We start from the raw sequence: 13,714 nt of genomic DNA on the forward strand, positions 1-13,714 counted from the left end.
GTTAACGTAGGGACGCTGAAATGGCACCCTGAGTTTGTCCGACACATCGCGCGCGCGAATCATTTCAATGCCCGGCAGATAAGCCTAAAGTCATAGCCACGGCATGCTGCAAATAGCCTACTCTTGAAAGCTTCCTGCCAATACCCGCTGCAGAATCGACACAGACTCCCTCACAACAAGAACCAGGAGACATACCATGCGTTACGCTCATCCCGGTACCGAAGGCGCTATCGTCAACTTCAAGGAACGCTACGGTAACTATATTGGCGGCGAGTTCGTCGCTCCAGTCAAAGGCCAGTATTTCACCAACACCTCGCCGGTCAACGGCAAGGCAATCACCGAATTCCCCCGCTCCACGGCCGAAGACATCGACAAAGCGCTCGACGCTGCTCACGCAGCCGCTGCTGCCTGGGGCTCGACCTCGGTGCAGGCGCGCTCGCTGGCCTTGCTGAAAATCGCCGACCGCATCGAAGCCAATCTGGAAGTGCTGGCCATCACCGAGACTTGGGACAACGGCAAGGCGATTCGCGAAACCCTGAACGCCGACATTCCGCTGGCCGCTGACCACTTCCGCTACTTCGCTGGCGTGTTGCGCGCCCAGGAAGGCAGCGCCGCCGAGATCGACGGCAACACCGTGGCGTATCACATTCACGAGCCGCTGGGCGTGGTCGGGCAGATCATCCCGTGGAACTTCCCGATCCTGATGGCCGCCTGGAAACTCGCACCGGCGCTGGCTGCCGGTAACTGCATCGTGCTCAAACCTGCCGAGCAGACGCCGCTGGGGATCAGCGTGCTGATCGAACTGATCGGCGACCTGCTGCCTCCCGGCGTGCTGAACATCGTGCAAGGTTACGGCCGCGAAGCCGGTGAAGCACTGGCCAGCAGCAAGCGCATCGCCAAAATCGCTTTCACCGGCTCGACGCCGGTCGGCTCGCACATCATGAAACTGGCGGCGGACAACATCATTCCGTCCACCGTGGAGCTGGGCGGCAAGTCGCCGAATATCTTCTTCGAAGACATCATGAGCGCCGAGCCGGAGTTCATCGACAAAGCCGCCGAAGGCCTGGTGCTGGCATTCTTCAATCAGGGCGAAGTCTGCACCTGCCCGTCCCGCGCACTGGTGCAGGAATCGATTTATCCACAATTCATGGAAGCAGTGCTGCGCAAGGTCGAGAAGATCAAACGCGGCGACCCGCTCGACACCGACACCATGGTCGGCGCTCAGGCATCCGAGCAACATTTCGACAAGATTCTCTCCTACCTGGAGATCGCCAAGGGCGAAGGCGCCGAGCTGCTGACCGGCGGCAAGGTCGAGAAGCTGGAAGGCGATCTGTCGACGGGCTACTACATCCAGCCGACGCTGCTCAAAGGCAACAACAAGATGCGCGTGTTCCAGGAAGAGATCTTCGGCCCGGTGGTCAGCGTCACGACCTTCAAGGACGAAGCGGAAGCGGTGGCGATTGCCAATGACACCGAGTTTGGCCTGGGCGCAGGCCTGTGGACACGCGACATCAACCGCGCCTATCGCGTGGGCCGGGCGATCAAGGCCGGGCGAGTCTGGACCAACTGCTACCACCTGTACCCGGCGCATGCCGCGTTCGGTGGCTACAAGAAATCCGGCGTCGGCCGCGAAACCCACAAAATCGCGCTTGAGCATTACCAGCAGACCAAAAACCTGCTGGTGAGCTACGACACGAATCCGTTGGGTTTTTTCTAAGCGAGTTAATTGCCCAACTATCGTTACCACGCTCCTGCGCTCGGCGTAATACACACTTCTGCTTTTGATTCTGGCCAGAGGCCGTGGGAGCGGACCGGGCGACGCTTCGCTTGTTCGCGAAATAGGCAGGTGTATTCTCCGAAAATGCATAGTTTGAACCACAGTCTTCGCGGACAAGCGAAGCGTCGCACCGTCCCACACGAGAAACACCCCTCGCACCACCCCTGTGCATCACGCCTTGGCCCAGCGCTCTGGCGTGATGCATCCCGCCCCGTACTCATCCGCTTACACCCACAAACTCGCACTCACGGCCGGGATGGAGTATTAATTGCTTACATCGCTTCCCACAGTCGTTTGAACCGGGACGTCACCGGTTTGGCCGAAAGACTACGTCCGACGCACACAGCGCGACGTCATGGAGAATCTGTATGGCGAGCTTTTCCCATTCTGTCGGTGCGCAGACGTACCGCTTCGACAGCCTCAAAGAAGTCATGGCCAAGGCCAGCCCTGCACGCTCTGGCGATTATCTGGCCGAAGTCGCGGCGCAAAACGATGCGGAGCGGGTTGCCGCGCAAATGGCGCTGGCGAATATTCCGCTCAAGCACTTTCTCGAAGAGGTGCTGATCCCCTACGAACAGGACGAAGTCACCCGCCTGATCATCGACACCCACGACAAGCTGGCTTTCGCGCCGGTCAGCCACCTGACCGTCGGCGGTTTCCGGGACTGGCTGCTCAGCGATCGGGCCGACGAAACGACACTGCGCGCACTGGCCCCCGGCCTGACGCCGGAGATGGTGGCTGGCGTTTCAAAAATCATGCGCGTACAGGATCTGATCCTGGTGGCGCAGAAGATTCGCGTCGTCACTCGCTTCCGTAACACCATGGGCCTGCGCGGTCGGCTGTCCACCCGCCTGCAACCCAACCACCCGACCGACGACCCGTCCGGCATCGCCGCCAGCGTGCTCGATGGCCTGCTGTACGGTAACGGCGATGCCATGATCGGCATCAACCCGGCCACTGATAGCACCTCAAGTATCGTCGCCCTGTTGGAAATGCTCGACGCCATCGTCCAGCGCTACGAAATCCCGACCCAATCATGCGTGCTGACCCACGTCACCACCTCCATCGAAGTGATCAATCGTGGCGTGCCGGTCGATCTGGTGTTCCAGTCGATTACCGGCACTGAAGCCGCCAACGCCAGCTTCGGCATCAGCCTCAAGTTGCTGCAGGAAGGTTACGAAGCAGGCCTGAGCCTGAACCGGGGCACGCTGGGGAAAAACCTCATGTACTTCGAAACCGGGCAAGGCAGCGCACTGTCGGCCAATGCGCACCACGGCGTCGACCAGCAGACCTGCGAAACCCGCGCTTACGCCGTCGCCCGGCATTTCAATCCGTTTCTGGTCAACACCGTGGTCGGCTTCATCGGCCCGGAGTACCTGTACAACGGCAAGCAGATTATCCGCGCCGGCCTGGAGGATCACTTCTGCGGCAAGTTGCTCGGCGTGCCGATGGGCTGTGACATCTGCTACACCAACCATGCCGAAGCCGACCAGGACGACATGGACACCCTGCTGACCTTGTTGGGCGTCGCCGGGATCAACTTCATTATGGGCATCCCCGGTTCCGACGACATCATGCTCAATTACCAGACCACGTCGTTCCACGACGCGCTGTACGCCCGACAAAGCCTGGGCCTGCGCCCGGCACCGGAATACGAAGCCTGGCTGGAAAAAATGGGCATCTTCACTCAGGCCGACGGCCATGTACGCTTCGGTGACAGCCTGCCACCCGCGTTTCGTCAGGCACTGGCGCACTTAGCATGAGTGACGAGCCGATGAATGAAATCCAGGACAACTCCCAGCCTGCCAATCCGTGGCTGGAACTGCGCCGCCTGACGTCCGCGCGTATCGCACTGGGGCGTACCGGCATCAGCCTGCCGACCGCCGCGCAACTCGACTTCCAGGCGGCGCATGCCCAAGCGCGCGACGCCGTACACCTCGAATTCGATCACGCCGCGATCAGCGCGCAACTGGCTGAAAAAGGCCGCGAAACCTTGCTGCTGCACAGTGCAGCAGCCGACCGGCACAGCTATTTGCAACGCCCGGATCTGGGCAGGCGCCTGAACGAAGAGTCGGCGCAGGCATTACGCGATTACGCAGCCGCTCATCCGGGCGGGCTCGATCTGGCCGTGGTCGTGGCTGACGGGCTGTCTGCGCTCGCCGTCCATCGGCATGCCGTGCCGTTCCTGACGCGGCTGGAAGAACAGGCCAGCGCGGACGGCTGGACGCTGTCGCCAGTGATCATGGTCGAACAGGGCCGCGTGGCCGTGGCGGATGAAGTCGGCGAGCTGCTCGGCGCAAAAATGGTGGTGATCCTGATCGGCGAACGCCCCGGTCTCAGCTCCCCGGACAGCCTCGGCCTGTACTTCACCTATGGCCCTAAAGTCGGCCTGAATGACGCACACCGCAATTGTATTTCCAATGTGCGCCTTGAAGGCTTGAGCTACGCCATGGCCGCGCATCGCCTGCTTTACCTGATGCGCGAAGCCTGTCGCCGGCAGATTTCCGGGGTCAGCCTGAAGGATGAGGCAGAGCTGAACAGCATAGAATCCGACAGCGCTGCTGATCATTCAGGCAAGCACATCGGCAACTTCCTGCTCGACGGCCCGGTAGACCCGCAGTAGATTGTGCTCTCTAACACCGCCGGGCAGGATAGCGTAACAAACCGGCGCACTGCATCAGCCCCATAGGGAAGTCGAGGCCATAACATGCGGATCATCCAAGCGACTCTTGAACACCTGGACCTGCTCTGCCCGCTGTTCATCAAATATCGGGAGTTCTACGGCGAATCCCCGTTCCCGGACTCTTCACGAGAGTTCCTCGAAAAGCGCTTGCGTCGCGACGAGTCGGTCATCTATCTGGCGCTGGCCAATGATGATGAAGGCAGGCTGCTGGGTTTCTGCCAGCTTTATCCGAGCTACTCGTCGCTGTCGCTGAAACGGGTGTGGATTCTCAACGATATTTACGTAGCCGAAGATGCCCGCCGCCAACTGGTCGCCGATCACCTGATGAAACAGGCGAAAAAGATGGCCAAGGGAACCCACGCCGTCCGGCTGCGCGTGTCCACCAGCAGCAACAACGAGGTGGCGCAAAAGGTCTATGAGTCCATCGGTTTCAAGGAAGACACTCAGTTCAAGAACTATGTGTTGCCCATCAGTTCAGACTGACCACACTGCTCACTCCGCGGCACTGTCGGAAGGTCCGGCCATGCCGCAAACTCCCTCGCGAATTATTACGGAACCTCTTTCAGGCATTCTGCTTCTATAATGCCGCGCAGTCGCTTCTTCCGCACGCGACCCCGGACAGGGTGCTCGCCTCAGGTATTTCAATGGAATTCAACCCGCTCGACCTTATCCTGCATCTCGACGTCTACCTCGACCTGCTGGTAACCAACTACGGCCCTTGGGTCTACGCGATCCTGTTTCTGGTGATTTTCTGCGAAACCGGGCTGGTGGTGATGCCGTTCCTGCCGGGCGATTCGCTGCTGTTCATCGCTGGCGCTGTGGCTGCCGGAGGCGGCATGGACCCGGTTTTACTGGCCGGGCTGCTGATGCTCGCGGCGATCATCGGTGACAGCACCAATTACGTGATCGGCCGCACAGTTGGCGAAAAACTGTTCAGTAATCCCAAATCGCGCATCTTCCGCCGCGACTACCTGTTGCGCACTCAGGATTTCTACGCTCGCCATGGCGGCAAAACCGTGACACTGGCGCGCTTTCTACCGATCATCCGCACCTTCGCGCCGTTCGTGGCCGGAGTCGGCAGAATGTCCTATCCGCGTTTCGTCGGCTTCAGTGTGCTGGGCTCGGTGCTGTGGGTCGGCAGCCTGGTGACCCTGGGCTTCTTCTTCGGCAACGTGCCGTTCATCAAGCAAAACCTGACGCTGCTGGTGCTGGCCATCATCCTGCTCTCGCTGGTGCCGATGATCATTGGCGTGGTGCGCAGCCGCAGCGCGCCGCCGGTCGACGCTCGCTAAGCCATGTGGTCACTCAGCAACTGGCGCAGGCGGCGAACCCTCGCCCGACACCCGGTTGCTGCCGAGCTATGGCAGAAAGTGCGCGAGCGCCTGCCCATCCTTGACGGCCTGAACACCGAGCAGGACGCGCAATTGCGCGACGCCTGCGTGCTGTTTCTGAACGACAAATACCTCAGTGCGCTACCGGGCGTCGAGCTGGATGACGAGCAACGGCTGTTTCTCGCCGCTCAGGCACAACTGCCGCTGCTGAGCCTCGGCGAACTGAACTGGTATCAGGGGTTTCATGAAATCGTGCTGTACCCCGACGACTTCGTCAGCCCGCAACGCCATCGCGATGCCAGCGGCGTCGAGCACGAGTGGGACGGCGAACACAGTGGCGAAGCGTGGCTGCAAGGCCCGGTGATTCTAGCCTGGCCAGGCGTGCTGAGCAGCGGCGACTGGGACGGCTACAACCTGGTGATCCACGAACTGGCGCACAAACTCGACATGCTCAACGGCGACGCCAACGGCCTGCCGCCGCTGCACAGCGACATGCGGGTGACCGAATGGGCCGCTGTCATGCAGAGCGCGTTCGATGATCTCAACCGGCAACTGGATCAGGACCCGGACGCAGAAACCGCCATCGATCCCTACGCCGCACAAGACCCGGCCGAGTTCTTCGCGGTGACCAGCGAGTACTTTTTCAGCGCCCCGGACCTGCTGCACGACAGTTACCCGGCAGTCTACGAACAGCTCAAAGCGTTCTACCGGCAGGACACCCTGGCGCGGCTGAATCAGTTACGCCAACAAAACCCGGCTTGTCAGGACACCTGACCGCTGCCGAGGCCATGCGTAGCAACCAAAACAGAATATGCCTATAATCCGGACCACTTTATGGCGGTTTGCGCCACAATCTGTCTGGTTAACCAGGGGACAATGACCCATGAGCTACAGCAAGATTCCAGCAGGTAAAGACCTGCCGAACGACATCTACGTCGCAATCGAAATCCCGGCCAACCACGCGCCGATCAAGTACGAAATCGACAAAGACACCGATTGCCTGTTCGTTGACCGTTTCATGGCCACCCCGATGTTCTACCCGGCCAATTACGGTTTCATCCCCAACACCCTGGCGGACGACGGTGACCCGCTGGACGTGCTGGTAGTCACCCCTTACCCGGTCACCCCGGGTTCGGTCATCCGCGCGCGCCCGGTCGGTATCCTGAACATGACAGACGACGGCGGCGGCGATGCCAAAGTCATCGCAGTACCCCACGACAAACTGTCCCAGCTGTACGTCGACGTGAAAGAGTACACCGACCTGCCACCGCTGCTGCTTGAACAGATCAAGCACTTCTTCGAGAACTACAAGGATCTCGAGAAAGGCAAATGGGTGAAGATCGAAGGTTGGGGCAACGCTGACGCCGCCCGTGCCGAAATCATGAAATCGGTTGAAGCTTTCAAAGGCTGATCACCAACCCGGCGTTCAGGGTGCTTGCGCGCAAGCGCCCTGAAACACGCTCCCTTCCTTGCTCCCCGCTCAAAGCCGCTTCTGAAATCTCCTCGAAACATTTTTTTACCAATCGCCCGTTTAAAAATGCGCTCGACCTTTAACCGCTCGGTAAACAGTCCGTTAATGCCCGTATAGCCGAGCTAAACGCCCAGCGCGGTGTTTAACCAGAAACCGCTATTACGGAATATGCCTACGCGAAATTCATTCCGTCCGTAGTCCGGATAGCCGCCAACCCCTTGGGATAACGTCGACGTCAACACCCCGTTCATTTAAACGCCCGGACCACGCCCGTAGAATTCGCCCTATGAATACATCAGGCGATCGACTCCGCATCCTCCTTCGGGAGTGCCACCTCACCGCGACTGATTTTGCCGCCAACCGCAAAATCACGCCGCAGCACGTCAACAACTGGTTCAAACGCGGCGTGCCCATGGCGCGCATCGACGAGGTGGCTGAACTATTAACCGTGAACGCCCGCTGGCTGCGCACCGGCGAAGGCCCCAAACACCCCAACGAACCCGCCAACGAAAACACTGGCGGCGATACCCGAATGATCATCCAGCAAACCAGAAACGTCCTGCGCGGAGACGTGGAAATTCAGATATTCACCGAAGTCGAATCCACCCACGGCGTCGGTAAAACCGTCCTGGCCGAAGCGCCCGGACAAAGAATCCGCCTGCCCCTGCAAGTTTTGCAAACCATGGGCATCGACCCGAAAAACTGCATCTGCGTAGCCATGGTCGGCAACAGCATGGCCGACAAAATCCAGGACGGCTCGATCCTCGGCGTCGACCGCGAACTGACTCAGGTCATCGACGGCGAAATCTACGCCCTGGAACACGGCGGCATCCTGCGCGTGCGCTACCTCTACCGCCTCCCCAACGGCGGCCTGCGCCTGCGCAGCCACAACGACGCCGAATACCCGGACGAAGTGTTCAGCGCCGAAGATATCGATCGAGAGAAAATCCGGATTCTGGGCTGGATATTCTGGTGGTCGACACTGAACAGCCGACGCAATGCGATGTTGCTGCTGTGACGGGGTTCAGGATTTGAGAGGTCTTCGGGCTGGGCATTGACGGCGAGGTTTAGTATCCTGTGCCCCATCCAAAGCACCCGGCGCGCTGTTGAGCGGTGGGGGCTGGAATGGGGCGGATGATCCGTTTGCTCTGTTATCTATTCGCGCTTCTCAGGAGCGCACCTGTTGAAGGCGATTGCGGCTTATCAAAAATAGACCGGAACCGCCTACGAGAAGCCGGCCACAAGCCGGCTTTTTAATGTCTTTTTGGAAGCCACCCTCAGCTACTGAAAATCGAGAGGGCCTTGCTAGATCAAGGGCTTCGGCCCGTTTTTCGTCTTGTGACTTTCGTTTTGATCCACTCTCTTTCATGGCGAAGTGGGAGAACGGGTGGAGAACTGAGGGTGGCAAAATGGGCAAGCTGACTATAGATGCGACTGTACAAACAATTGGGCAGCACGCAGCTGCCTAATTTATCAATTGCTGGGAACGCTCGCGATATCAGTAGCTGCCACGTAATCAAAACTCGGAAATCGCTGCTTTAAACGCTCAATCGTCCACCGCCACTTCGGCGTAGTCGGACGGCAAACTGTATTCTGATTCCCGAACATCCCAATTTCACGCACCGCCTGGTTCACCGGCACGCTTTGCAGCCAATGGATGGGAACAAAATAGTCACAGCGCTCCGGATCGTCAGCAAGCTCTGCATGATAGCTGGCACGCGTCGCGACCTCTAGCACCGGCCGCTCCTCGCCGTTCTGCATCACTGTGAACTCGTTAGCAGGCTTGGATGTTCCAATAACACGCCCGACGCCAACATAGCCCTGCTGCGGAATGTTAACCCAAACCCTATCTCCCGGAGACAAGAGCTGCAGGGTCTTGCTGTACCACGCGCCTCCACCGCCGGAAATGAAACCGAACTCCCTAGCATCGTCCCATGAGCGCGAGACGGAGTCTCCGAACGAACAGTAGAACTCGCCATTCCAAGGCTCGCTATGCCCTTCGCTCGTCGACACGGCGCTCACTTGAGTCTGAACAGGATCGAGTAACCAGGATCGACTCAATAGCTGTTGGTCGCCTGATTGGAAAATTTGAAAGCAGAGCACGTTTATCGGAATATCTCGCTTGCTGAGGTACTCAACGATTCGCTCACTGCTGGAATCCAACTCGGTGGCAACGATGATCAATTGGTGGCTTTTATTCAAATCAGCGTCGTCTAGCACACGACCAAAGCGCTCTAGAAAACCTGCATACAAGGTGCTTCCCGGCTGGAAACGTTGGTAAATCGCTGCGATTTCGTTCTCCTTTAGATTTTCCACCCAAACAGCGTAATCGAGAGTCTGAGCAACGACTTCACGAGGTGTGCGCTCTCGTTTGAGCTCAATCAACACCAGACTTCCATCAGGAGCAATAGCCAGCAAATCGATGCGACCGCCCATGCCGGTGTTTTCCTGCCTGCCTATTAGCATCCACTCATCCGAGAGGATGCTTGGGGAACGGATGATCATCTCTTCCAACAGTTGCTCGCTGGCCAACCGACTTTGGTGCAGTTTGTTCGGTGCAAGGCCGACGGTCCAGACATCCGTTTTGATAGGCAAGTTGTGAGTCCTTTGGGATTTTTATCAACGAAGTTGAAAACATGATGATAGCTGCCTTGGTGATTATTCAAGGCGGCCCTGGTGACGCCGGTATTATCTCGCTTGACAAGCTGGGTTTGGGAAGGTCTACGTTTAGGCCAAGCGCTGGCGAATCATGAGGCGGGCGCTACATCACACTTGTTGCGATTGCTTGCACTGGATCGTGATTACTTTGACGAAGGGTGAAACGTGCATTTTCTGGCAAACAGGCGAATCTCATACGCATTTGCGGACTCGGATAATGGCACAACACAACCATAGGAAGTACTGTACTAATCCCTACTGAATGAAGGTTGCCGTTAGCTAACTCGAAAAAATGCTCAGATAGGTGCATAGGTCAAGGAGACCAACATGCCGGACATCAGAAACATCAAGGAACAAAAGCTTCTCTACCACCTCACCTCGCTTGAAAACCTCGATGGCATTTTTCAGGAAGGCTTGAAACCTCGCTCCGATCTCACCGTTTTCACAGACGTAGCAGACAGTGAAATTCTGAAAAAGCGCCAAGCCCTCGAGCTTAACCGCTATGTGCCCTTTCATTGGTTTGCTGCCAATCCTTTTGATGGAAGCGTGCAGATCAACAGCCCGAAATCAAAATTTGTGCTGATATCGGTGTACAGATCGTTTGCAAAACAAAACGGTTGGAAGGTCATTCCTCGCCATCCATTGGCAAGCGATGAAATTCAGTTGCTTGACTACGACAAAGGCTTCGAAGCCATAAGGTGGGAGGTCATGAGTACTCGGGACTATCAAGACTCGGACTGCAAAAGCATCTGCATGGCAGAATGCCTCGCGCCTGGTCTCGTCGCACCGAAAGACTTTTGTATGCTTTTTGTCCCAAATTCTGAGGTCGAGAGCCTCTGCACAGAAAAAATGCGCGAGGCGGGTGTTAAGGTACGTATCACCGTGAATCCGGGAATGTTTATTAAATGATTTATAGCAGCCTGAATCCAAAAAAGGCTTTGATTTGGCGGATCGTCCACCGCGATAACCTGCCTTGGATTCTGGACAACGGCCTGCATTGCGCCAGCTCCGACGTGCAAGCGCCGCAGTACGTGAATATCGGTAACGTTGACCTGATCGACAAACGTCGCAATCGCAGTGTTCCAATTGCCCCAGCGGGCGTACTGTCCGACTACGTGCCCTTCTACTTCACACCTTTCTCTGTGATGATGAAAAACATCCACTCCGGGTGGAGCGTTCAGCAGCGTAGCAATGACGAGATAGTGATTCTGGTCTCAAGCCTCCTGCACATCGAGCAGCTTGGTCTGGCTTTCGTCTTCACTAACGCACACGCCTACCCTGATTGGACCGACTACTACAGCGAGCTGGTGAATCTCGACCAGGTCGATTGGCCTATAATCCAGAGACGAGACTTCAAGCGTGACCCTGATGATCCTCGTAAGATGGAACGTTATCAGGCCGAAGCGCTGATTCACCAATACCTACCGATTACAGGACTCCTTGGCATCATGTGCTACGACGATGCAATGAAAGAACGCATAGAGCAGGACGTCGCCGCTAGAGGCCTGACACTACCTGTGCATGCACGTCCGGGATGGTATTTCCAATGATCAGATTCACCCAAGGCAACCTGCTGGAAGCGAATACCGAAGCTCTCGTCAATACGGTGAACACTGTAGGCGTGATGGGAAAAGGCATTGCGCTGATGTTCAAAGAGCGTTTTGCTGAAAACTATCGTCTCTATTCAGCGGCTTGCAAGGCTGGTGAGGTAGAGACCGGCAAGGTTCACGTAACGTCCGTCAGCGAGCTGGACGGGCCCCGCTGGATAGTGAATTTCCCCACCAAGCGTCACTGGCGTTCCCCCTCGCAGATGGCATGGATCACAGAAGGCTTACGGGACCTGCGCCGCTTTTTGATCGACAACCATGTGAAATCCGTAGCGGTTCCACCTCTCGGTGCGGGTAATGGTGGTTTGAAATGGGTGGAGGTCCGTAAGCAGATTGTTGATGTCTTGAGCGATCTGGATGTCGATGTACTTGTCTTTGAACCCACCGATCAATATCTGAATGTCGCAAAGCGCAGCGGTGTCGAGAAACTGACGCCTGCACGCGCACTCATTGCCGAACTCGTTCGGCGCTACTGGGTTTTGGGCATGGAATGCAGCCTGCTTGAGATTCAGAAGCTCGCCTGGTTTCTGGAGCGTTCGATAGAACAGCTGCCAGGCCCCAAGAATCCTCTGGATCTTAAGTTTGTAGCCCATAAATATGGGCCATACGCCAATCGACTTGAGCATCTGCTCAATAATCTCGATGGCAGCTATCTGCATTGCGATAAGCGCATCAGCGACGCAGGTGTCAACGATGTGATCTGGTTTGACGAGGGGCGTAAGGCCTTTCTGCAAACCTATCTCAAAACAGAGGCCAAGGAGTATTCTCAAGCTCTGGAACACACCGCCGAGCTGATTGACGGTTTTGAGTCGCCCTTCGGCATGGAACTGCTGGCGACGGTTGATTGGTTACTGAGTCAGTCGGGTGTTTCTCCAACGGTTCCGGCGGTGCGTGAAGCATTGAAACATTGGGATGGAGGCGCAGGTGCGTCGGCTCGGAAAAGCAGGCTGTTCGATGAGAAAGCCATCGACATTGCGCTAAAGCGGTTGACTACTAGCAGTTTCAGGCCAGAGGTGACCGCCTATTAGGGGGCTCAGTACCAAATCGGCGATCCACAGACCTCTCATTCCTGACACCGGGGACACCTCTAAACCCGATACGACTCCGCATGCACCAGCTTCCTCGACTTGCGCCAGTACGAGCGCACGGCCTTGGCCAGTGTTGGCGAGATCGTGAACAGCGCGATGTTGATGGAGGATACCCACCAGCCCGGTCGCAGGTAGTTCAGCACGTACTGATTAAGCAAGATGCGCGTGATCCTGAGTGTGTAGGCTCCGGCTCCGAGATGCCGCAGTCGGTCTATATCTGCGGCGCTGTAGAGCGTTTTCAGCACGTAATTGTTTGCCACGAAACGTTCGGGGAAATCGACACCGGCGGCGCCGTGGTCCAGTACCCTGAAGTTGCACCTCAGAACCTCGTCCCACAATTTCAGATTGCTCAGCCCCACCTGGCACGGTCTCGTCAGTTTGGCGTCTATGCCACGCCTGCGCATGGCGCCGAGCATGATCGCCTGTTCGCTGACCACGCGGGCGGACGTGTAGCCGACGAAGTTTCCGAAGGGGTTACGTGAAGGTTTCTGGTTGAAGAGGTCTGTCCTTTCGAACAGCGGCTGCTCCCACATGAAAAGCATGGCGTCGCGGCTGCCGAACTGAACCAGATCGGAGATGTGGAACAGCAGTGGGAAGCGCGCCGGGTCGCGGATGTAGAGCGTTGTTGCGGTGATGGGAGTATCGAACAGGCGCAGCTCGGCTGACTCGGTCTCGTCGTACTGCCCAGCAACGGCGAGGGCCGCGCTGGTCAGGTTGTGATCGGCGCGCATCTTCATGACGTAGGGCCTTGCCGCTGCCTGAATCCCGCGCAACGTTGATCGCAGCATGCGGTTGGTGTTGATCTGGTTGTCGGCATCATCGGTGAAAGAACCGGGGTCATCTGACACGACAATCTGATCGACTTCAATGGCCGAAATATCTTCACTGCGCCATGTCGACACGATTATTTCCGCCTGCGGCAGGTGCGCTCTGATCGATGCGATGCAGGCGAAGATATTCCGCTCGGGGCTCAGGTTGCGGTAGAGCGGACCTTGAATAACTACGCTGATTTTTCTGGAATCAACGGCCGAAAGATGATGCATGCTTTTCAACCTTGTAATCGGAGAGAACAACGGCCACAAAACGTCGCGGCCTGTTC

General features: G+C 57.3%; 13 protein-coding genes. 11 read left to right on the forward strand and 2 right to left on the reverse strand.

All coding sequences use genetic code 11. The annotated features are described in order from the left end of the window. Positions 1–196 precede the first annotated feature (196 nt). The 8 genes from exaC (at position 197) to ABJ99_RS01650 (ending at position 8,280) form a co-directional block, all read left to right on the forward strand. Positions 197–1,717, forward strand: coding sequence for an acetaldehyde dehydrogenase ExaC (gene exaC / locus ABJ99_RS01615; protein ID WP_054084333.1), 1,521 nt, complete (start codon positions 197–199; stop codon positions 1,715–1,717). Positions 1,718–2,145: 428 nt separating this feature from the next. Continuing rightward, positions 2,146–3,540 (forward strand): ethanolamine ammonia-lyase subunit EutB, encoded by a 1,395-nt coding sequence (locus ABJ99_RS01620; protein ID WP_054084334.1) that lies wholly within the window; start codon positions 2,146–2,148, stop codon positions 3,538–3,540. Beyond that, positions 3,537–4,400 (forward strand): ethanolamine ammonia-lyase subunit EutC, encoded by an 864-nt coding sequence (gene eutC, locus ABJ99_RS01625; RefSeq protein WP_054084335.1) that lies wholly within the window; start codon positions 3,537–3,539, stop codon positions 4,398–4,400. The genes ABJ99_RS01620 and eutC overlap by 4 nt, the downstream gene beginning before the upstream one ends. 84 nt (positions 4,401–4,484) lie before the next feature. Beyond that, positions 4,485–4,943, forward strand: a complete 459-nt coding sequence (locus ABJ99_RS01630) for a GNAT family N-acetyltransferase (RefSeq protein WP_054084336.1) — start codon at positions 4,485–4,487, stop codon at positions 4,941–4,943. Between the two features lie 161 nt (positions 4,944–5,104). Further along, a complete protein-coding gene (locus ABJ99_RS01635) occupies positions 5,105–5,752 on the forward strand; it encodes a DedA family protein (RefSeq protein WP_054084337.1) in 648 nt (215 codons plus the stop codon). A gap of 3 nt (positions 5,753–5,755) precedes the next feature. Further along, complete coding sequence (locus tag ABJ99_RS01640) at positions 5,756–6,565, forward strand: M90 family metallopeptidase (RefSeq protein ID WP_054084338.1); 810 nt, start codon at positions 5,756–5,758, stop codon at positions 6,563–6,565. A 109-nt stretch (positions 6,566–6,674) separates the two neighbouring features. Continuing rightward, positions 6,675–7,202, forward strand: a complete 528-nt coding sequence (gene ppa / locus ABJ99_RS01645) for an inorganic diphosphatase (protein ID WP_054084339.1) — start codon at positions 6,675–6,677, stop codon at positions 7,200–7,202. 346 nt (positions 7,203–7,548) lie between these two features. Further along, the gene (locus ABJ99_RS01650; RefSeq protein ID WP_007250848.1) at positions 7,549–8,280 is read left to right on the forward strand and encodes a LexA family transcriptional regulator; all 732 of its coding nucleotides are present in this window, start codon (positions 7,549–7,551) and stop codon (positions 8,278–8,280) included. Between the two features lie 455 nt (positions 8,281–8,735). Here the strand turns inward: ABJ99_RS01650 and ABJ99_RS01655 are convergent, their stop codons facing one another. After that, on the reverse strand, positions 8,736–9,857 hold the full coding sequence (locus ABJ99_RS01655; RefSeq protein WP_054084340.1) for an endonuclease NucS domain-containing protein: 1,122 nt from the start codon (positions 9,855–9,857) through the stop codon (positions 8,736–8,738). A 390-nt stretch (positions 9,858–10,247) separates the two neighbouring features. On the opposite strand from ABJ99_RS01655, the gene ABJ99_RS01660 reads away from it, so the two are divergent. Genes ABJ99_RS01660 through darG form a run of 3 tightly spaced genes read left to right on the forward strand, consistent with a single transcriptional unit; the run spans position 10,248 to position 12,555 of the window. Next, positions 10,248–10,829: a DarT ssDNA thymidine ADP-ribosyltransferase family protein gene (locus tag ABJ99_RS01660; RefSeq protein WP_054084341.1), complete on the forward strand. Its 582-nt coding sequence runs from the start codon at positions 10,248–10,250 to the stop codon at positions 10,827–10,829. Beyond that, entirely contained in the window at positions 10,826–11,470 is a 645-nt protein-coding gene (darT, locus tag ABJ99_RS01665; RefSeq protein WP_054084342.1) for a type II toxin-antitoxin system toxin DNA ADP-ribosyl transferase DarT, read from the forward strand. Before ABJ99_RS01660 ends, darT begins: the two co-directional genes overlap by 4 nt. Beyond that, positions 11,467–12,555, forward strand: a complete 1,089-nt coding sequence (gene darG, locus ABJ99_RS01670; protein ID WP_054084343.1) for a type II toxin-antitoxin system antitoxin DNA ADP-ribosyl glycohydrolase DarG — start codon at positions 11,467–11,469, stop codon at positions 12,553–12,555. Before darT ends, darG begins: the two co-directional genes overlap by 4 nt. A 59-nt stretch (positions 12,556–12,614) precedes the next feature. Here the strand turns inward: darG and ABJ99_RS01675 are convergent, their stop codons facing one another. Continuing rightward, complete coding sequence (locus ABJ99_RS01675; protein WP_054084344.1) at positions 12,615–13,658, reverse strand: WavE lipopolysaccharide synthesis family protein; 1,044 nt, start codon at positions 13,656–13,658, stop codon at positions 12,615–12,617. Positions 13,659–13,714: the final 56 nt, after the last annotated feature.

Origin of the sequence: Pseudomonas syringae pv. cilantro (genome assembly GCF_001293775.1) — a bacterium.
GTDB classification, from domain to species: Bacteria; Pseudomonadota; Gammaproteobacteria; order Pseudomonadales; family Pseudomonadaceae; genus Aquipseudomonas; species Aquipseudomonas syringae_P.

Excerpts from the sequence above, each read along its gene's own strand:
- eutC (WP_054084335.1), top strand. The coding sequence starts at position 3,537 with ATGAGTGACGAGCCGATGAATGAAATCCAGGACAACTCCCAGCCTGCC.
- exaC (WP_054084333.1), top strand. The coding sequence starts at position 197 with ATGCGTTACGCTCATCCCGGTACCGAAGGCGCTATCGTCAACTTCAAG.
- darG (WP_054084343.1), top strand. The coding sequence starts at position 11,467 with ATGATCAGATTCACCCAAGGCAACCTGCTGGAAGCGAATACCGAAGCT.
- ABJ99_RS01635 (WP_054084337.1), top strand. The coding sequence starts at position 5,105 with ATGGAATTCAACCCGCTCGACCTTATCCTGCATCTCGACGTCTACCTC.
- ppa (WP_054084339.1), top strand. The coding sequence starts at position 6,675 with ATGAGCTACAGCAAGATTCCAGCAGGTAAAGACCTGCCGAACGACATC.
- ABJ99_RS01675 (WP_054084344.1), bottom strand. The coding sequence starts at position 13,658 with ATGCATCATCTTTCGGCCGTTGATTCCAGAAAAATCAGCGTAGTTATT.
- ABJ99_RS01630 (WP_054084336.1), top strand. The coding sequence starts at position 4,485 with ATGCGGATCATCCAAGCGACTCTTGAACACCTGGACCTGCTCTGCCCG.
- darT (WP_054084342.1), top strand. The coding sequence starts at position 10,826 with ATGATTTATAGCAGCCTGAATCCAAAAAAGGCTTTGATTTGGCGGATC.
- ABJ99_RS01650 (WP_007250848.1), top strand. The coding sequence starts at position 7,549 with ATGAATACATCAGGCGATCGACTCCGCATCCTCCTTCGGGAGTGCCAC.
- ABJ99_RS01620 (WP_054084334.1), top strand. The coding sequence starts at position 2,146 with ATGGCGAGCTTTTCCCATTCTGTCGGTGCGCAGACGTACCGCTTCGAC.
- ABJ99_RS01640 (WP_054084338.1), top strand. The coding sequence starts at position 5,756 with ATGTGGTCACTCAGCAACTGGCGCAGGCGGCGAACCCTCGCCCGACAC.
- ABJ99_RS01660 (WP_054084341.1), top strand. The coding sequence starts at position 10,248 with ATGCCGGACATCAGAAACATCAAGGAACAAAAGCTTCTCTACCACCTC.